This window comes from Halobaculum sp. MBLA0143 (assembly GCF_041361465.1).
Taxonomy (GTDB): Archaea; Halobacteriota; Halobacteria; order Halobacteriales; family Haloferacaceae; genus JAHENP01.
In genome coordinates, this window is record NZ_JBGKAC010000001.1 from 332,909 (window position 1) to 349,798 (window position 16,890).

General features: G+C 70.2%; 18 protein-coding genes and 1 other RNA gene. 12 read left to right on the top strand and 7 right to left on the bottom strand.

Features of this window, described 5'->3' with window-relative positions; translation table 11 throughout:
- The first annotated feature begins 23 nt into the window (after positions 1-23).
- The 5 genes from RYH79_RS01780 (at position 24) to RYH79_RS01800 (ending at position 6,266) form a co-directional block, all read left to right on the top strand.
- Positions 24-512: an Lrp/AsnC family transcriptional regulator gene (locus tag RYH79_RS01780; RefSeq protein WP_370895631.1), complete on the top strand. Its 489-nt coding sequence runs from the start codon at positions 24-26 to the stop codon at positions 510-512.
- Positions 509-1,660, top strand: a complete 1,152-nt coding sequence (locus tag RYH79_RS01785) for a pyridoxal phosphate-dependent aminotransferase (protein WP_370895633.1) — start codon at positions 509-511, stop codon at positions 1,658-1,660. Before RYH79_RS01780 ends, RYH79_RS01785 begins: the two co-directional genes overlap by 4 nt.
- Positions 1,661-1,707: 47 nt before the next feature.
- Positions 1,708-2,847, top strand: a complete 1,140-nt coding sequence (locus tag RYH79_RS01790; protein WP_370895635.1) for an acyl-CoA dehydrogenase family protein — start codon at positions 1,708-1,710, stop codon at positions 2,845-2,847.
- A gap of 466 nt (positions 2,848-3,313) precedes the next feature.
- Positions 3,314-5,047, top strand: coding sequence for an excinuclease ABC subunit C (locus tag RYH79_RS01795; protein ID WP_370895637.1), 1,734 nt, complete (start codon positions 3,314-3,316; stop codon positions 5,045-5,047).
- A gap of 49 nt (positions 5,048-5,096) precedes the next feature.
- Complete coding sequence (locus tag RYH79_RS01800; RefSeq protein WP_370895639.1) at positions 5,097-6,266, top strand: nicotinate phosphoribosyltransferase; 1,170 nt, start codon at positions 5,097-5,099, stop codon at positions 6,264-6,266.
- Here RYH79_RS01800 and RYH79_RS01805 read toward each other — a convergent pair whose 3' ends face one another.
- Entirely contained in the window at positions 6,267-6,869 is a 603-nt protein-coding gene (locus RYH79_RS01805) for a TIGR00296 family protein (protein WP_370895641.1), read from the bottom strand.
- A gap of 82 nt (positions 6,870-6,951) precedes the next feature.
- Here RYH79_RS01805 and rnpB point away from each other — a divergent pair.
- The 3 genes from rnpB to RYH79_RS01820 all read left to right on the top strand — a co-directional run bounded on the left by rnpB (position 6,952) and on the right by RYH79_RS01820 (position 8,489).
- An RNA gene (gene rnpB, locus RYH79_RS01810) (RNase P RNA component) lies at positions 6,952-7,356 on the top strand.
- Positions 7,357-7,434: 78 nt separating this feature from the next.
- A complete protein-coding gene (locus RYH79_RS01815; RefSeq protein WP_370895643.1) occupies positions 7,435-8,178 on the top strand; it encodes an AzlC family ABC transporter permease in 744 nt (247 codons plus the stop codon).
- Positions 8,175-8,489, top strand: coding sequence for an AzlD domain-containing protein (locus tag RYH79_RS01820; RefSeq protein ID WP_370895645.1), 315 nt, complete (start codon positions 8,175-8,177; stop codon positions 8,487-8,489). The genes RYH79_RS01815 and RYH79_RS01820 overlap by 4 nt, the downstream gene beginning before the upstream one ends.
- Positions 8,490-8,496: 7 nt before the next feature.
- On the opposite strand, the gene RYH79_RS01825 is transcribed toward RYH79_RS01820, so the two are convergent.
- Both RYH79_RS01825 and RYH79_RS01830 read right to left on the bottom strand, forming a co-directional pair.
- Complete coding sequence (locus RYH79_RS01825; protein ID WP_370895647.1) at positions 8,497-9,810, bottom strand: NAD(P)/FAD-dependent oxidoreductase; 1,314 nt, start codon at positions 9,808-9,810, stop codon at positions 8,497-8,499.
- Between the two features lie 49 nt (positions 9,811-9,859).
- Positions 9,860-10,234: an ArsR/SmtB family transcription factor gene (locus tag RYH79_RS01830; protein WP_370895649.1), complete on the bottom strand. Its 375-nt coding sequence runs from the start codon at positions 10,232-10,234 to the stop codon at positions 9,860-9,862.
- Positions 10,235-10,368: 134 nt separating this feature from the next.
- Here RYH79_RS01830 and RYH79_RS01835 point away from each other — a divergent pair, with 134 nt between their 5' ends.
- Positions 10,369-11,583, top strand: a complete 1,215-nt coding sequence (locus tag RYH79_RS01835; RefSeq protein WP_370895651.1) for a pyridoxal-phosphate dependent enzyme — start codon at positions 10,369-10,371, stop codon at positions 11,581-11,583.
- Positions 11,584-11,590: 7 nt separating this feature from the next.
- Here RYH79_RS01835 and RYH79_RS01840 read toward each other — a convergent pair whose 3' ends face one another.
- The 3 genes from RYH79_RS01840 to RYH79_RS01850 all read right to left on the bottom strand — a co-directional run bounded on the left by RYH79_RS01840 (position 11,591) and on the right by RYH79_RS01850 (position 13,469).
- On the bottom strand, positions 11,591-12,373 hold the full coding sequence (locus tag RYH79_RS01840; RefSeq protein WP_370895653.1) for an SDR family oxidoreductase: 783 nt from the start codon (positions 12,371-12,373) through the stop codon (positions 11,591-11,593).
- Positions 12,374-12,422: 49 nt separating this feature from the next.
- Positions 12,423-12,905, bottom strand: a complete 483-nt coding sequence (locus tag RYH79_RS01845) for a Tfx family DNA-binding protein (protein WP_370895655.1) — start codon at positions 12,903-12,905, stop codon at positions 12,423-12,425.
- A gap of 108 nt (positions 12,906-13,013) precedes the next feature.
- On the bottom strand, positions 13,014-13,469 hold the full coding sequence (locus RYH79_RS01850; RefSeq protein ID WP_370895657.1) for a TRAM domain-containing protein: 456 nt from the start codon (positions 13,467-13,469) through the stop codon (positions 13,014-13,016).
- A 180-nt stretch (positions 13,470-13,649) separates the two neighbouring features.
- On the opposite strand from RYH79_RS01850, the gene RYH79_RS01855 reads away from it, so the two are divergent.
- Genes RYH79_RS01855 through RYH79_RS01865 form a run of 3 tightly spaced genes read left to right on the top strand, consistent with a single transcriptional unit; the run spans position 13,650 to position 15,427 of the window.
- Entirely contained in the window at positions 13,650-13,979 is a 330-nt protein-coding gene (locus tag RYH79_RS01855) for a hypothetical protein (RefSeq protein WP_370895659.1), read from the top strand.
- A 60-nt stretch (positions 13,980-14,039) separates the two neighbouring features.
- Complete coding sequence (locus RYH79_RS01860; RefSeq protein ID WP_370895661.1) at positions 14,040-14,201, top strand: DUF7859 family protein; 162 nt, start codon at positions 14,040-14,042, stop codon at positions 14,199-14,201.
- A gap of 47 nt (positions 14,202-14,248) precedes the next feature.
- A complete protein-coding gene (locus tag RYH79_RS01865) occupies positions 14,249-15,427 on the top strand; it encodes an inorganic phosphate transporter (protein WP_370895663.1) in 1,179 nt (392 codons plus the stop codon).
- Here the strand turns inward: RYH79_RS01865 and RYH79_RS01870 are convergent.
- Complete coding sequence (locus RYH79_RS01870) at positions 15,424-16,803, bottom strand: hemolysin family protein (RefSeq protein WP_370895665.1); 1,380 nt, start codon at positions 16,801-16,803, stop codon at positions 15,424-15,426. The genes RYH79_RS01865 and RYH79_RS01870 overlap by 4 nt on opposite strands.
- Positions 16,804-16,890 lie beyond the last annotated feature (87 nt).

The window sequence follows — 16,890 nt, forward strand, 5'->3', positions numbered from 1 at the left end:
GCAGTCACTCACACAGTAGAACCATGACAGACCGCGAGAGCGTGCTGTCGATCCTCCGGGACGACGCACGTGCCAGCACGGCGGACATCGCCAGACAGACTGGGTTAGACGAGGAGACGGTCGCGGACGCCATCGAGTCGTTGGAGGCGGACGGCGTCATCCGGGGCTACCGGGCGGTCGTCGACCCGGACCGCGCGGAGACGGAACGGGTCCGTGCGGTCGTGGAGTTGGACGTTCGACTCGACCGCGAGACGGGGTACGGCGACGTGGCCCGCCGGATCGCGGCGTTCCCCGAGGTCGAGACGCTGCGGCTCGTCTCCGGCGACTACGACCTCCTCCTGGAGGTCGAGGGTGAGTCGATGAACGAGGTGTCGTCGTTCGTCTCCCAGAAGGTGGCGCCGTTGTCGGCGGTGACCAACACCGTGAGCCACTACGTGATGGACACGCACGTCGAGGCCGGAATCGTCTTCGACGACGACGACGAGGACGACCGACGCTCCGTCACCCCATGACGATCGAGCCGTCCGAGCGCGTCGACCGGGTCCCACCCTCGGGGATCAGACGCTTCTTCGAACTGGCGGAGGCCCGCGACGACGTGATCTCGCTGGGCGTCGGCGAACCGGACTTCTCGGCGCCGTGGGCCGCCCGCGAGGCCGCCATCACGGCGCTCGAACGCGGCCGGACCTCCTACACCGCCAACCGCGGCCGGATGGATCTCCGGGAGCTGATCGTCGCCGACAGCGCCGACAGTCGCGGCGTCGAGTGGGACCCGGAGACGGAGGTGCTCGTCACCGCCGGCGCCAGCGAGGGGATCGACCTCGCCTGCCGCGCGCTCGTCGACCCGGGCGACACCGTCGCCGTCGCGGAGCCGACGTACGTCTCGTACGTCCCGGCGGTGCGGTTCGCCGGCGGCGAGGTGTGTTCCGTTCCGACCCGACCGGCGGAGTCGTTCGCCCTCACCTACGACCGGCTGGCGGCCGCCGACGCCGACGAGGCCGACGTGTTGCTGTACTGTGACCCGAACAACCCCACCGGCGCACGGCTCTCCGACGACCAGATTCGGGGTGTCGCCGAGTTCGCCCGCGAGCACGACCTCACCGTGTTGGCCGACGAGATCTACGCCGAGCTCGTCTACGACGGGGACCACACCTCCATCGCGTCGCTGCCGGGGATGCGCGAACGGACGGTCGTGTTCGACGGCTTCTCGAAGGCGTACGCCATGACCGGGATGCGACTGGGGTACGCGCTCGGCCCGCCGACGGCGATCCGGGCGATGAACCGCGTCCACCAGTACACGATGCTGTCGGCCCCGACGACCGCGCAGGCGGCCGCCGTCGAGGCGTTGGAGAACTGCCGCGACGCCGTCGCCGACGCCCGCGAGGAGTACGACCGCCGGCGTAACTTCCTCCTCTCGCGGTTCGCCGACCTCGGAATCGACTGTGTCCGCCCGCGGGGCGCCTTCTACGCGTTCCCCGCGGCGCCGGGCGGCGACGCCGAGGCGTTCGCCGAGGCGTTGTTGGAGGAGGCGGGCGTCGCGGTCGTCCCCGGGGGTGTGTTCGGCGCCGGCGGCGAGGGTCACCTCCGGGTGTCGTACGCCACCGGACTCCCACAGCTCCGAGAGGCGACACGCCGGCTGGAGGCGTTCCTCGCGGACTGGTGACGACCCCGAGCGGGGGGTTTATGCCGCCTTGCTCGCAAGAATTGCGTATGGACTTCGAACTCTCTGCGGAACACCGGATGATCCGCGACCAGGTCCGGGAGTTCGCCGAAGAGGAGATCGAGCCGGTCGCCCAGGAGCTGGAGGACGAACACCGGTTCCCGGCGGAGATCTTCGACCAACTCGGCGAGTTGGACATGATGGGGGTGCCCGTCTCCGAGGAGTACGGCGGCCTCGGCGGCGACCAACTCATGTACGCGCTCGTCACCGAAGAGCTGGGACGGGTCTCCGGCGGTGTGGGCCTCTCGTACGCCGCACACGTCTCCTTGGGTGCCAAGCCGATCGAGCTGTTCGGCACGGACGAACAGAAGGAGCGCTGGCTCCGCCCGCTCGCAGAGGGTGACGAGATGGGGGCGTGGGCGCTCACGGAGCCGGAGTCCGGCTCCGACGCCTCCGACATGGACACGACGGCCGAGAGAGACGGCGACGAGTACGTCCTGAACGGCTCCAAGCAGTTCATCACGAACGCCAGCGAGGCCAACAGCGTCCTAGTGAAGGCCGTCACCGACTCCGACGCCGGCTACGGCGGCATCTCGACGTTCATCGTCGACCCCGAGGACGACGGCTTCGAGGTGACGACCATCTGGGACAAGATGGGCCTCAACTGCTCGCCCACCTGCGAGATCCGACTGGACGACGTGCGCGTCCCCGAGGATCGGCTCCTCGGCGAGGAGGGGGAAGGCTGGGAACAGACCATGAAGACGCTGGACGGCGGCCGGATCTCCATCGCCGCCCTCTCGACCGGGCTCGCACAGGGCGCGTACGACGCCGCCGAGTCGTACGCCGACGACCGCGAGCAGTTCGGCAAGTCGATCACGGAGTTCGACGCCATCCGCGACAAGCTCGTCGACATGCACCGCAAGACGGAGCGCGCCCGGCTGCTCACCCACAAGGCCGCGACGCTGTACGACAACGGGGAGTCCGTGGGCCAGGAGTCGTCGCTGGCGAAGCTGGACGCCTCCGAGGCCGCCCGCGAGGTGGCCGAAGACGCCGTCCAGGTGCTCGGGGGCTACGGCTACACCGAGGACTTCTCTCCGCAGCGCTACTACCGCGACGCCAAGCTCATGGAGATCGGCGAGGGCACCAGCGAGATCCAACACCTGGTGATCGGAAGAGAGCTCGGACTCTAAAACACCGATCTTCTTACCGTTCGGATGCGCGCCTGCGGCGCGCACCGCTCACGGCAAAAACATCGATGCCGCCAGATCCCGGAGGGATCTGGCTGCTAACCGGATCGCTCCGCGATCCGGTGATGAAAAAGGCGCTCGCTCGGGCCTTCGGCCCTCGCTCGCGTCCGGGTTCTAGTGCCGTACCGCGACCGCACCGCGACCGCTCCCCCGCTCGCGTACTGCATCGTAGTGCCGACCGCGGCAACACCGCACCGCAGTCGGGTGATTCTCCCGGCCGACGCTCGGCTCGCACCGCTTCGCACCGCTACCGAGAAATTCCCCTGGCCAGCACTCTGACCGCCCCGGAGAAATTTCCCCGGCCGGCGCTCTGACCGCCCCGCAACCGCACCGCCGCCGCACCGCCCCTGCCGCCCCCGTCGAACGACGCCAGCCTCAAGCCCGTCGCGCCCGGATAGGTACTCTGTCGATGCAGACGGACGAACTCCGCGAGCGTGCCGCCGCCCTCCCGCACGAGCCCGGGGTGTACCAGTTCTTGGAGGGTGAGACTGTCCTGTACGTCGGCAAGGCGGTCGACCTCCGCGACCGTGTCCCGTCGTACACCGACCCCCGCTCGCGGCGTGTCGCCCGGATGGTCGAGCGCGCAGACGACCTCGACTTCGCCGTCACCGACACGGAGACCCAGGCGCTCCTGCTGGAGGCGAACTTGGTCAAGCGTCACAGCCCGCGGTTCAACGTCCGGCTGAAAGACGACAAGTCCTACCCGCTCGTCCAACTCACGGACCACTCGATCCCCCGGATCGAGGTGACGCGCGACCCCGACGAGGGCGCGACCGTGTTCGGCCCGTTCACGAACGTCGGCCGCGTGGAGACAGTCGTCAAGGCGCTCCGGGAGACGTACGGTCTCCGCGGCTGTTCCGACCACAAGTACGACAACCGCGACCGCCCGTGTCTCGACTACGAGGTCGGCCTCTGTTCTGCGCCGTGTGTCGACGAGACGGACGCCGAGAGCTACACCGAAGACGTGACGGCTGTCAGACGGTTCCTCCAGGGCGAGACGGGGGTGCTCGTGGACCCGTTGGAGCGTGCGATGGAGGCCGCCGCCGCCGACGAGGCGTTCGAACGCGCCGCCAACCTCCGGGACCGACTGGCCGTCGTCCGAGCCTTCCACGGCGACGGCGGCGAGGCGATCAGCGGCGACGGCCGCGAGTCCGCCGTCGACGTGCTCGGCGCCACCGTCGAGGGCGACCGCGCCGTCGTCGCCCGACTCCACAGCGAGGACGGCCAGCTCGTCGACCGGTCGCGTCACACCATGGACGCACCGGAGGGTTCCGAGGGTGTCGCGGCCGTCCTGTCGGCGTTCCTCGTCCAGTACTACGCCGAACGGTCGTTCCCCGACGCCGTCCTCCTGTCCGAGCGCCCGGCCGAGCGCGAGGTCCGCGAATGGCTGGAGACGGAGGGGGTCGCCGTCCGCGTGCCCGGCGCCGGCCGCGAGGCGAAGCTGGTGGATCTCGCGCTGAAGAACGCCCGCAGTGGCCCCAGCCGGACGGACGAACTGGGGGCGCTCGCGGACGCACTCGGGACCACCCGCCCGGAACGGATCGAGGGGTTCGACGTGTCACACTCTCAGGGGAAGGCGGCGGTCGGCTCGAACGTCTGTTTCGTGGACGGGAGCGCCGAGAAGGCGGACTACCGCCGGAAGAAGCTGCCCGACCGCAACGACGACTACGACAACATGCGGGCGCTCGTGACCTGGCGGGCCGAACGGGCCGTCGAAGGCCGCGACGACCGTCCGGACCCGGACCTGCTCGTCGTCGACGGCGGCGACGGCCAACTGGGGGCCGCACGCGACGCGCTGGCGGCGACCGGCTGGGACGTGCCCGCCGTCGCGCTCGCCAAAGACGAGGAACTCGTGATCACGCCCGACCGCGTCCACGACTGGGACGACGACGAAGGGAAACTCCACGTCCTCCAGCGCGTCCGCGACGAGGCCCACCGGTTCGCCGTCCAGTACCACCAGACGCTCCGGGACGAGGTGTCGACCGTCCTGGAGGACGTGCCCGGCGTCGGCCCGGAGACCCGTCGCCGACTGCTGCGTCGCTTCGGCTCCGTCGAGAACGTCCGCGACGCCGGCCACGACGACCTCACGGACGTGCCGGGCGTCGGCGACGCCACCGCCGAGACGATCCGGTCGCGGCTGTGATCGCCCCGGGTCTGCTGGGTTTTTGCCCGCCGGCCGACAACCCCGTCGCATGACCGAGGACACGCCCGCCGACGACGGCGGCACGTTCGACACGGTGCCGGACGCGGCGATCGTCGACGGCCGGGCGACGGACGCCTACTTCCGGAACACCCGCGACGCGCTGACGGCCGCGGACCGCAACCCCGAGGTCGTCGCCGAGGTGACCGCAGACCAGTTCCCCACCGGCGAGTTCGAACTCCTCGCGGGCGTCGACAACGCCGTCCGGCTCCTGACCGGCCGCGACGTGGACGTCGAGACACTCCCCCCGGGGACGTCGTTCGACGGTGGCCCGGTGCTCCGGATCGAGGGGTCGTACCTCGGCTTCGCCGAGCTGGAGACGGCACTCCTGGGGTTCCTCTCACACGCGACTGGGGTCGCAACGGCCGCCCTGGAGTGTCGCCGCGCCGCGCCGGAGACGACGCTCCTCTCGTTCGGCGCTCGCCACGTCCACCCGGCGCTCGCGGGCATGGTCGAGAAGAGCGCACTCCAGGCCGGCTTCGATGGCTTCTCGCACGTCGCCGCCGGCGACCAACTCGACCGGGAGCCCTCGGGAACGATGCCCCACGCGCTCGTCATCTCCTTCGGCCGCGAGGACCGCGCGGCCGCCTGGCGCGCGTTCGCCGACACGACCGACGGGCCGACGGTGACGCTGTGTGACACGTACGGCGACGAGGTGGAGGAGGTGTTGGCGGCCGTCGACGAACTCGGCGAGGAGCTGGACGGCGTCAGACTCGACACCACCGGCTCCCGCCGAGGGGACTTCCGGGACATCGCTTGTGAGGTTGCCTGGGAGTTAGACGCCCGCGGCCACGACGACGTGGACGTCTTCCTCTCCGGCGGGCTCGGCCCGGCCGACCTCCGTCACCTCCGGGACGTCGCCGACGGGTTCGGCGTCGGCGGCTACGTCTCCAACGCCGACCCGGTGGACTTCTCGTTGGACCTGGTGACGGTCGACGGCGAGCCGGCGGCGAAACGCGGGAAGCTGTCGGGCGCGAAGTCGGTGTACCGCACCGCAGACGGCGGCCACCACGTCGGACTCAGGAACCGGGCCGGCCCGGGAGACGGGGAGTCGCTGCTGGAACGAGTCGTGACGGACGGAGAACGGACGGCCACGTTCGACGTCGACGAGACGGCCCGACGCGCGCTGGCGGACGCGCAACGGGTCGGGTTCCGGGAGTGACTACAGCTCTTCGACGCTGCCGCCGTCCGGGCGCTCTCGGTACACCTGGCCGTCGATCAGCGTGACGACGGCCTCGTCGTCCTGCCAGGCCAACGGGGAGAGCCCACACTTCCGGCAGGTCCGCGAGAGGAACTGCTGGGCGCTCCAGTCGTTCTTGACCGGGACGGTGGGGTACAGCCAGCCGTGGGTGCTGCCGTAGTTGACGGCGACCCCGTGGCGACCGAGTTCGATGTCGGCGACCGGGTCGTCCGTCAGCATCACGTCCTCGACGACACAGACGGACACCTGGAGAGTGTCGAGTTCACCGCTCTCTACCTCGGAGCCGCCGGAGTCGGACGACGCGGCGCCGATCGCGGCGTCGACGATGGCGTGGCCCAGCTGGTCGTCCGTGCGATACGAGCCCGCACACCCGCGGAGCCGACCACGCCCGCGTGTCGACTTGAGTCGGACGAACGCGCCGGTGCGGTTGTAGAACGCGTCGCGCATACTCCCCGGATCCTCGCGTTGTCCCCGTTCGACGAAAGCGGTCACCGATTCCCGGGCGAGTTCGACCGCGCGAACGCCGTCTTGGTACGAGAGTTCCACGGCCCGAGCCTGAGACATGCCCGCACAGATGTGCCGGGGAGACTTCAACTCTTCCCCACCTGCCGGGAGAGTTATAACCGGCTGTGCCTTACCCGGGGGTGGCAGAGGGAGCCCGACTCCCGTGGCGACACGAGGAAAGTCCCCCCACCGTCCGGACGGGCGACCGGGCGCAAGCCCGGAGTCGGAGACGGCTGGCTCTGGAACAGAGACGACACCGCCCGGGCCGACCGATGAGGCGTGCGAACCGACCCGAGAGGGGGCCGCCGCCGCTCACGCGGCACGGAGCACCGCGCGGACACACCGCGCGGGCCAGGGAGACCCCGCCGAGGGTCGACGCCCGGGAACGGATGGAACGGCGAATCCTCGCCGGTGCAAGCCCGCGCCGACGGCACGGACCACCCGTGCCCGATGGTAGTTCGGACGACGACCGCCCACACGGGCGGGCCCGGTGCGGGCGCTCAGCCGAATGTCGGGCCGAACCGAAGGGGGCTTACTCCCCTCAGCCGCACTCACTCGCCCAGCGGCCGCGCCGCCCCGTCGCCGCAACCGGCAGCTATACTGGCGCGACACCCGTGTCACGAGCGTGTCACCACGCCAGTCGTTTCTCGCCGGCGCCCGCGCGATCGCGCCGGTGTTGCTCGGCGCGATCCCGTTCGGGCTGGTCGCGGGCGCCGCGGCCGTGTCGGCCGATCTCACGGTCGCACAGGCGCTGGGGCTGTCGACGGTCGTGTTCGCCGGCGCCTCACAGTTGGCAGCTATCGAACTGTTGGGTCGGGACGCCGCCTTCCTCGTCGTCGTCGGGACGGCGCTCGTCATCAACGTCCGGCTCGTGATGTACTCCGCGTCCATCGCGCCGTACTTCGAGGGCGTCTCCCGGGCCCGCCGGGCGTTGATCGCGTACCTCCTGACGGACCAGGCGTACGCGCTGTCCATCACCCGGTTCCGCGACCGTGGCCCGTCCGTCTGGTACTACCTCGGGACGGCCGTCCCGCTGTGGGCCGTGTTCGTCGTCGCCACCGCCGTCGGCGCCGTCGGCGGCGCCCAGTTGCCGTCGTCGCTGCCGCTCGGGTTCGCCGTCCCCCTCGTGTTCCTGGCCGTGCTCACGCCGGCCGTCACCGACGACGCCGCCGTCGTCGCCGCCGTCGTCGGCGGCACGGTCGCCGTCGCCGGCGCGTCGCTCCCGCTGAACCTCGGGCTAGTGGCGGGCGCGCTCGCCGGTATCGCCGCCGGGCTCGTCGCCGACGAACTGTCCGGCGAGACCGGAGAGAGCGAGGGCGACGGCGAGCCCGAGCGCGACAACGAAGACGACGGGGGTGAACCGGCGTGATCGCGTGGCCCGCCATCGTCGCCGTCGGCGTCGGGACGTTCCTGCTCCGGGCGTCGTTCCTCTACCTCTACGAACGAATCGACCTGCCCGACCGGGGGGAACGAGCCCTGGAACTCGTGCCCGCGGCCGTACTGTCGGCGCTCGTCGCGCCGTCGTTCCTGGCGCCGGAGGGGGCGGTCGTCGTCCTCGGCAACGACCGGCTGCTCGCGGGCGCCGTCGCGCTCGCGGTCGCCTGGCGGACGGAGAACATCCTGGCGACGCTGGCCGTCGGGTTCGGACTACTGCTTGGGCTCCGACTGTTGCCCTTCTAGTCGCGGGCTACTCCCCGACAGGCTCTGCCGACAACACGGCGCTGGCGGCGGCCTGCCCGCTCTCCATCGCCCCTTGGATCGAGGACCACTCCGTGTAGTCGCCCGCGAGGTAGACGGAGCCCGACGGGGCCGTGACGGACGGCAGGTCGTCGAACACGCCCGGCGGCTGGGCGAACTGGGCGAATCGGAGCCGGTCCGTGTGGATCGGTTCCAACGACTCGAACGACTGTTCCGGGTACCACGCCGACAGCGCCGCCCGGGTGTCGGCCGCCAGCGACTCCTCGTCCCGTTCCAGCGCATCCTCACCCAGGAACGTCGCACACAGCAGTTCCCGGCCGTCCGGGGCGTACTCCGGGGCCACCTCCGACAACGGCACGACCACGTTCGGCGACGCCCCGTCCGTGTGCAACAGGATCTTGTCGCCGGTCTCCACCCGCGCGTGCTCCGGCAGGCTGTAGAACTGCGTGGTCGACGACTTCCCCTCTGTCGGAATCGTGTCGACGCCCGTCAGCTCTCGGGCACTCCGCGGGTCGGCGGCGACGACGACCGCGTCCGCCTCCCGGCTCGCCTCCGTCGTCTCGAACCCGACCGGACCGGCGCCACGAGTCCGGCCGCCGCCCCGGTCGTGCTCGACTGCCGCGACCCCCTCGTTGCGGACGATCTCGACCCCGGCCGCCCGGGCCCGGTCGGCCAACTGCTCGGCGATCGCCCCCATCCCGTCGGCGGGAACGGCGATCCGGCCGCGCGAGAGCGTCCGGAACGTGTACTGGAACACCTGACTCGACGTGGCGAGCGAGCGGTCCAGAGTGATCCCACCGTAGAACGGGGCGACGAACTTCTCGACGTACGACTCCGAGAACCCCCAGTCGTCCAGGTACGCCCGGATCGACTCGTCCGACCCCTGGAAGAACTCCGACTCCTCGCGGCTCCGGAGATCCTGACGCAGGAGGAGCGTCCGGAGCTTGTCGCTCGTCGGCACCTCCAGGTTGAGAACCGACTCCACGAGCGCTCCCGGGTCCCGCAACGGGTCCGACAGCACGGCGCGGGTCCCCTCTGCCGTCGAACACAACACCGCGCCCGGGGAGAAGCCACGCAGATCCAACGCGTCGAGATCCAACTCCGTCCGGACGGCGGGGTAGGCCGTGAACAACACCTGGAAGCCGCGGTCCAGGACGAACCCGTCGCGGTGGCGCGACCGCACACGGCCACCCACGCTGTCGCGTGTCTCGTACACCCGGACGTCGACACCCGCGTCGGCGAGTCGACGCGCGGCGACGAGTCCGGCCAGTCCCGCGCCGACGACGGCAACCTCCTCGCTCATACCCGGCGGTTCGACGCCCGGGAACTAAGGCGTACAGATTCCGTCGGCGTCACTCCGCGGGGGCGCCCGTCTCCACGCCGAACCCGTCGGCCCCGAGCGTGACGGTCACCTCCTCGAACGCCGCGTGGAACTCCCGGCGGTGGTGGCCGTCCGGGTCGAACGACATCGCCGGCTCCACGAGCCCGGCCTCCTCTAGGTCGTCCAACCGGCGGTAGACGGTCGGCCGCGAGACGCCAAGTAGCTCGACCAGCTCACACGCCGGCTTCGCGTCGCCCGTCACCGCCTGGAGGATCTGGCGGGCGTACTCGTCGGTGAGGAGGTCGACGACCTCCTCGGCCGGGGAGTCGATCGCCGGCCCGTCGTCTTCGTCGGTGTATCGCTCTCTCGCGCGCTGTACGGCGGCTGCGTCGGAGGGCGCTGACATCGTACTCGAACGGAGGCGCTACGATACCATATAAAGGTATCCCCGTTTGCTGGTCTCGAAAACCTGCACAACCCGGTCACAGTTCGCCGGGAGCGAGAAGAACCCATATGCCCCTCGCGGTCGGAGGCTCTCGTGTGACAGACGACACTGCGTTCGTGGGGCTGGACTGCGCGGACTGTGGGCGACGCCACGACCCGGGCACGCACGGGCGGTGTGACTGTGGCGGGGTGTTGTCGCCCGCGTACGACCCCTCGCCGGCGACCGTAGCACGCGGCGTGGCCGACGCCGCCGCGGCGCCGTTGCCGTTCTCGCGGGGCGAGCGACTCTCCGCGGCGGAGGGGGACACTCCGCTCGTGACCGCGGTCCCGTTGGCCGACGAGATGGGGGTGGCGTCGTTGGCGGTGAAAGACGAGGGACGGAACCCGACGGGCACCGTCTACGACCGCGGGATGAGCGTGGCCGTGACGGCCGCCCGCGAGGCCGGCACGGAGCCGCTGGCGCTCGCGGCCGCGGGCAACGCCGGCCAGTCGGCGGCGGCGTACGCCGGCCGCGCCGGGCTCCGGTCGTACGCCTTCGTCCCCTCCCGAACCGCCTTCTCCAACAAGGCGATGGTGAACGTCCACGGCGGCGACATGCGAGTCGTCGGCGGCCGGTTCGGCGACGCCGCGGCCGCCGTCGACGACCAACTCGCGGCGGACTACTACTCGCTGTCGGCGTTCGACACGCCGTACCGCCACGACGGCGCCAAGACCCTGGCGTACGAGCTCGTCGCCGACTTCGCCCGCGAGCAGACGGACGACCCGTTGGTCGACGGCCCGGCCGTCGAGGCCGCCGCCCCGCTGGCGACGCCCGACGCCGTCGTCGTCCCGGTCGGGACGGGGGAACTGCTCGTCGGGTTGGAACGCGGGCTCGCGGAACTGGACGACGCCGACCTGTTGGCCTCGCTGCCGACGGTCGTCGCCGCCCAGCCCGCCGGCTGTGCCCCAGTCGCCACCGCCTGGGAGGCCGACGCCGACGCGACCGAGCCGTGGGAGGGGCCCGACACCATCGTCGGCGAACTGGAGATCCCCGACCCCGCCGGCGGCGACCTGGCCCTGTCGGCGCTGTCCGACCTGTCCGGAACGGCCGTCGCCGTCTCCGACGACGACGCGCTGGAGAGCGCCGTCACCGCCGCCCAGACGACCGTCTTGGAGGTCGGCGGCGCCGGCGGCGTCGCGCTCGCGGCCGCCTGGGAGCTGGCCGACGACGGCGACCTCGCGGCCGACGACGACGTAGTCGTCGTCAACCCGGACGCCGGCGTGAAGACGCCGGACGTGCTCCGCAGTCACCTGATGGGCCAGGGGGTCTGACCGACGATCAGCCCCGGAGCCGGCCGCCGTCGACGGGCAGGGCGACCCCGTTGACGAACCCCGCCGGCTCCGACGCCAGGAACGCGACCACCTGGCCGAACGCCGCCGGGTCGCCGATTCGGTCCATCGGCACGTCCGCGGCCCAGTCGGCCAGCCCCTGGTCGTAGCTGTCGAACTCGCCACGCTCGATGCTGTCCTCGATCAACTCCTCGATCCGGGCGGTCTCGTGGGCGCCCGGCAGGACCGCGTTGGCGCGGATCGACGGCGCCCACCCTCTGGCGACGGACTTGACGACCCCGACGACGCCCCGACGGACCGCGTTCGAGAGGATCAGGTTCTCGATCGGCTCGGCGACGCTCGTCGACGTGATCGCCGTCACGGTCCCCTTCGGGCTGTCCTCGAGGTGCTCGCGGGCGGCCCGCAGCGTCCAGACGACGCTCATCACGAGGGTGTCGTAGGCGCCGTACCAGTCGTCGTCGTCTACGTCGGCGAAGGCGCCCGGCGGGACACCCCCGGCGGAGGTGACGACGTGGTCGATCCCGCCGAACCGGTCGGCCGTGGCGTCCACGAGCGCGCGCACCGCCGACGGCTCCGTGAGGTCCGTCTCGACGGCCATCGCCTCTCCCGGCGCGTCCGCGAGTTCCGCCTCTGCCGTCTCCAGTCGTTCGGGCGTCCGGCCACAGATCACCACGTTCGTGCCCGCCTCGGCCAGCGCCGCGGCCGAGGCGAAGCCGAGACCGCTGGAGCTGGCCGTCACCAGTGCCGTATCGCCGTCGACTCCCAGGTCCATGTCCGGGGCGTGGGGCGGCGAGACAAAAGGCAGTCGGGTGGCGGCAGCCTCACCCGGACCGTCGCACCTCGACCCCGCCGTCCTGTCCGACGCTCACGGACAGCGCGACCGTCACCGCTCGTCCCTGGACGGCGTCGCCGGCGGCGTCGGAGACGAGCTTCATCAGGTCCGGCGCGGTGTACGACACCTTCACCCCGGCGTCGTCACAGGCGTCGTACACCCGGTCTGGCACCTCGTACAGGTCCGTCCCGGCGGCGACTTCGACGGTGACGGCGGCCGTCAGCGCCTCCGCGACGGAGACGGTCTCTCTGGCGCGGGCGACGTTGTCACGGGCGCTGGCCTCCACGCTGGAGACGTTCGCACGCGAGGTGCCCAGCCGGTCGGCGATGGTAGACTGCCGGAGCCCCCGCTCGCGCAGCGCCAACACCTCTGCCTGGCGACGCGTCAACACGTTCGCGGCGGCGTCGAAGCCGGCACGCTCCAACAGCTCGTCTGCGTCTGGCACCTCACCGCCCCGTTCGTCGTCGGTCACGGTCGCCAGTGGGAGACACGGAGACAAAAAGCGTCCGTCGTCGGGAGAGCCCGCCGGCGGGCGACGGAGCCTGGACTGTCCGACCGCGGCGCCGGACCCCGAGCGGGGTCACGCGCCCCAGAAGTTCTCCCGAGAGCCGAGCCGGTCGTCGTCGTCGCCCCGCCCACGATCTCGGTCGTCGTCGCCGTCACCGTCGTCGGTCGACGCCGTCGGCTCGTCGTCCGCCTCCGGATCGTGCTCCGCCACGACCTCCTTGGCGCGGGCGTGGTTCTGTTTCACCCGGTCGATCCGGACGGTGACACGGGCCGGCGGGAGCACGCCGTCGACGAGGACGATGAACCCGTCGTCCGTCTTGCCGACGCCGGCACCGCTCTCGTGGATGTCGTCTACGTCGAGGGTCACTTCCTCGCCGGGCTTGAGTGGCTGTGACTTCAGGTCGGAGATGGGCATGTCGTAGCTGGCACACCACTCGGCGCCGCCGCGGTCGCCGTAGTGTGAACACCCCATTCCCTGGATACGCTCGGAGTACCGGGGGCACTCGTCTGCGAGTGGACAGTCCGCCATACCCTACCGTCTCGCGGGAAGCGATTAATCCTTTGCGTCCGACCGCCCGCTGCGGCGACCGCCACCGTGGCACACTGACGAACGAGTCCCGAACTCCTGTCTGCGACGAACTCCTGCGGATACGCGAACCGGAGACGGGAACGAAGTGATTTGAAGCCACGAACACGACGAGTCGAAACGATGGGCGAACCGATCGAGACGAGACCGCTCGACCTGGCGTACGGAGTCGCCGTCTCTGTGGCCGTGTACGCAGACCTGTGGCAGTACGGGACGCCGAGCTACGACCCTCTCACCGGTGGAGTGTACGCGCTCTCCGGTGTCGTAGCCGGGGTCGCCGTCGGGGCGTACCGAGACACCCTCTCTCCGAGAGTGGAACTGATCCTCCTCGGGTCGTTTACAGTCACGGCCCTCCCGTTACTCCACGCCACCTCGTCGGCCGAACTCGGCTTGGCCGTCGTCACTGGGACGTGGACCGCAGTCTTATCTTTCGACCCACGGGTCCTCGGGTAGATCGCCGTCCGGCGCACAGACAGCAGAAACGATATACCGGTCGCTCACGGCGTAGCAGACATGGGACTCGTCGACGACGTGATCGACCTCCTCACCGCCGATCTGTCGCTGACACTGATCCTCGCCGGGTTGTTGCTGTTGGTGTTCGGCGGTTACTTCTTCCTCCGTCGACTGTTCGTGAAGTCCGTCCAAGGCTACCGCGACGGGAAGGGTGGGAGGTAACACGCCGCAGTAGACACGCACTTGTGCCCGGGCGACGAGCGTCGGGTATGGTATCCGCGGAGACGCTGGGACTGTTCGTGATCGCCAGCGTCGCGTCGTTGTTCATGGCCTGGGCCATCGGCGCCGGCTCCTCCGGCTCTACCCCGTTCGCGCCCGCGGTCGGGGCCAACGCAATCGGCGTGATGCGGGCCGGGCTCGTCGTCGGCTTCCTCGGGTTCCTCGGGGCGGTGCTCCAGGGGGCGAACGTCACGGAGGCGGTCGGCACCTCGCTGATCGACGGCGTGACGATCACGGCGACGGCGGCCATCGTCGGGCTGTTGACGGCGGCGATCCTGGTCGCCGTCGGCGTGTTCGCCGGCTACCCCATCGCCACCGCGTTCACCGTCACCGGCGCGGTCGTCGGGGTCGGACTCGCCTTGGGCGGTGCCCCCGCCTGGTCGAAGTACACGGAGATCGCCACGCTGTGGGTGACGGTGCCGTTCGTCGGCGGCTTCGCGGCCTACGCCACCGCCCGGGTGCTCCGCTCGGATCGAGTCCCAGAGACCGTTGCCGTCCCTCTGCTCGGTGCGCTCGTCGGCGCGATTCTGGCGAACGTCGGCTTCACTCCCATCGGCCCGCCGGGTGAGCAGGCGTCCGTCGCAGCCGTCCTCGGGTCCGTGATCGGCGGCGGCGTCGGCAGTCTCCTGGTGACGCTCGTCTCCGCCGCGCTGGCCGGCGGACTACTCCGAGTCGACCTGGCCCGCGACGAGACCGGCGGCCAGCGCCGATTTCTGTTGGCGCTCGGCGGGCTCGTCGCCTTCTCCGCGGGCGGTTCGCAGGTCGGACTCGCGATCGGCCCGCTCGTCCCGTTGCTGGGCGACGGGATCGACCTCCCGGTGATCGCACTCCTGGCCGGCGGCGGCTTCGGGCTGCTCGCCGGCTCCTGGACCGGCGCGCCACGGATGATCAAGGCGCTCGCACAGGACTACTCCAGTCTGGGGCCACGACGGTCCATCGCCGCTCTGATCCCGTCGTTCGCCATCGCACAGACGGCCGTCGCGTTCGGGATTCCGGTGTCGTTCAACGAGATTGTCGTCTCCGCCATCGTCGGCTCCGGCTACGCCGCCGGCGGGAGCGGCGTCTCCCGACGGAAGATGGTGTACACCGTACTGGCGTGGGTGGGATCGCTCGTACTCGCGTTGGGTGTCGGCTACGGCGCGTTCACCGTCGTCGACACGCTCGTCTAGCTCTCGGCCTCGACGCCGGTGTCGTCGTCGACGGCCGTCTCGTCGTAGCCGTCCGTGATCGACACCCGTGCTCGGGTGATCCGGGTGTTGTCGACCCCTTCGATCCGGATGTCCACCCCGTTGAAGCTGATCTCTTCACCCTCCTCCACGAGCCGTCCGGCGCGGTTGAACACGAAGCCGGCCAGGGTCTCGAACTCCTCTCCCTCCGGAAGTTCGATCCCCAACACCTCGTTCACCTCGTCGATGTTCACCTCGCCGCGCACGAGAACGGTGTCGTCGTCGACGAACTCGAACGGCTCGTCTTCGTCACCCTCCAGGATCTCCCCGACGATCTCCTCGGCCATGTCTTCGAGGGTGATGAGCCCCTCCGTCGTCCCGAACTCGTCGATCACGACCACCATCTGGACGCGCGACTCCTGCATCTCCTCCAGGAGGTCGTCGACGTTCTTCGACTCTGGGACGTGGAGCGTCGGCTTCACGACGTCGTCAAGTGCCGGGTTCGCCTCTCCGTAGTAACGCTCCCGGACCAGGTCTCGGATGTTGACGACGCCGATGATGTTGTCCAGTGTGCCCTCGTACACCGGAACCCGTTCGTGGTCCGCCTGGACACACGTCTCGATCGCCTCGTCGACGGTCGCCTCCTTCGAGACGGCGTGGACGTCCAGCCGGGGGGTCATCACTTCCTTGGCGATGGTGCTGTTGAACCGGAAGATCCGTTCCAGCATCTCGCGTTCCTCCTCGTCGATCACACCCTCCCGTTCACCCGTCTGGATCATGTCCTGGATCTCGTCGCGGGTGACGTAGGAGCTCTCGATGGCGGAACGACCGCCGGTGATCTGGTTGACGACCCGCGTGAGGTAGTCGAAGGTGACGATCAACGGGTAGAGGACGTACTCGGACAGCTTCAGCGGCCTGGCGATCCGCAGCGCCCACGACTCCGTGTTCTCCACGGCGTAGCTCTTCGGCGCCGACTCACCGAACAGGAGCACGAGCGCCGTGATCCCGAACGTCGCCGCCAACACCGCCTGCCCCTGGCTCATGAACCGGGCGAACAGGCCGGTGGCGATAGACGACATCGCGATGTTGACGATGTTGTTCCCGACCAGGATCGTCACGAGCAGCCGGTGCGGGTCCTCTTTCAGCTGCTTGACCACGTTGGCGCCGGTCCGACCGTTCTCCACGAGCGCGTCGACGCGGTGGCTCGGGAGCGAGAACATGGCGATCTCCGAGGAGGAGAAGAACGCCGACAGCCCGATCAGGAGCAGGATCGAGAACGCTCCGGCGACGGTGACCGTGGTGTCGTTGATCGGGAGCGTGTCGACTACTCCCCCCAACTGGAGGGTGAACGAGACAGCGAACGCCGACGACAAGTCCATACGACTGTCTGGTTTGCCGTCACCCCGGTTAAGGATTTCCTCTCCTCGACGGCCGTCCCGGCTCCAGGCGGCCGTCTCGCGGCGTGC

What these genes read in the sequence shown, in the direction of transcription:
- RYH79_RS01780 (WP_370895631.1), top strand. Translation starts at nt 24, where the DNA reads ATGACAGACCGCGAGAGCGTGCTGTCGATCCTCCGGGACGACGCACGT.
- RYH79_RS01785 (WP_370895633.1), top strand. Translation starts at nt 509, where the DNA reads ATGACGATCGAGCCGTCCGAGCGCGTCGACCGGGTCCCACCCTCGGGG.
- RYH79_RS01790 (WP_370895635.1), top strand. Translation starts at nt 1,708, where the DNA reads ATGGACTTCGAACTCTCTGCGGAACACCGGATGATCCGCGACCAGGTC.
- RYH79_RS01795 (WP_370895637.1), top strand. Translation starts at nt 3,314, where the DNA reads ATGCAGACGGACGAACTCCGCGAGCGTGCCGCCGCCCTCCCGCACGAG.
- RYH79_RS01800 (WP_370895639.1), top strand. Translation starts at nt 5,097, where the DNA reads ATGACCGAGGACACGCCCGCCGACGACGGCGGCACGTTCGACACGGTG.
- RYH79_RS01805 (WP_370895641.1), bottom strand. Translation starts at nt 6,869, where the DNA reads ATGTCTCAGGCTCGGGCCGTGGAACTCTCGTACCAAGACGGCGTTCGC.
- RYH79_RS01825 (WP_370895647.1), bottom strand. Translation starts at nt 9,810, where the DNA reads ATGAGCGAGGAGGTTGCCGTCGTCGGCGCGGGACTGGCCGGACTCGTC.
- RYH79_RS01830 (WP_370895649.1), bottom strand. Translation starts at nt 10,234, where the DNA reads ATGTCAGCGCCCTCCGACGCAGCCGCCGTACAGCGCGCGAGAGAGCGA.
- RYH79_RS01840 (WP_370895653.1), bottom strand. Translation starts at nt 12,373, where the DNA reads ATGGACCTGGGAGTCGACGGCGATACGGCACTGGTGACGGCCAGCTCC.
- RYH79_RS01850 (WP_370895657.1), bottom strand. Translation starts at nt 13,469, where the DNA reads ATGGCGGACTGTCCACTCGCAGACGAGTGCCCCCGGTACTCCGAGCGT.
- RYH79_RS01855 (WP_370895659.1), top strand. Translation starts at nt 13,650, where the DNA reads ATGGGCGAACCGATCGAGACGAGACCGCTCGACCTGGCGTACGGAGTC.
- RYH79_RS01860 (WP_370895661.1), top strand. Translation starts at nt 14,040, where the DNA reads ATGGGACTCGTCGACGACGTGATCGACCTCCTCACCGCCGATCTGTCG.
- RYH79_RS01865 (WP_370895663.1), top strand. Translation starts at nt 14,249, where the DNA reads ATGGTATCCGCGGAGACGCTGGGACTGTTCGTGATCGCCAGCGTCGCG.
- RYH79_RS01870 (WP_370895665.1), bottom strand. Translation starts at nt 16,803, where the DNA reads ATGGACTTGTCGTCGGCGTTCGCTGTCTCGTTCACCCTCCAGTTGGGG.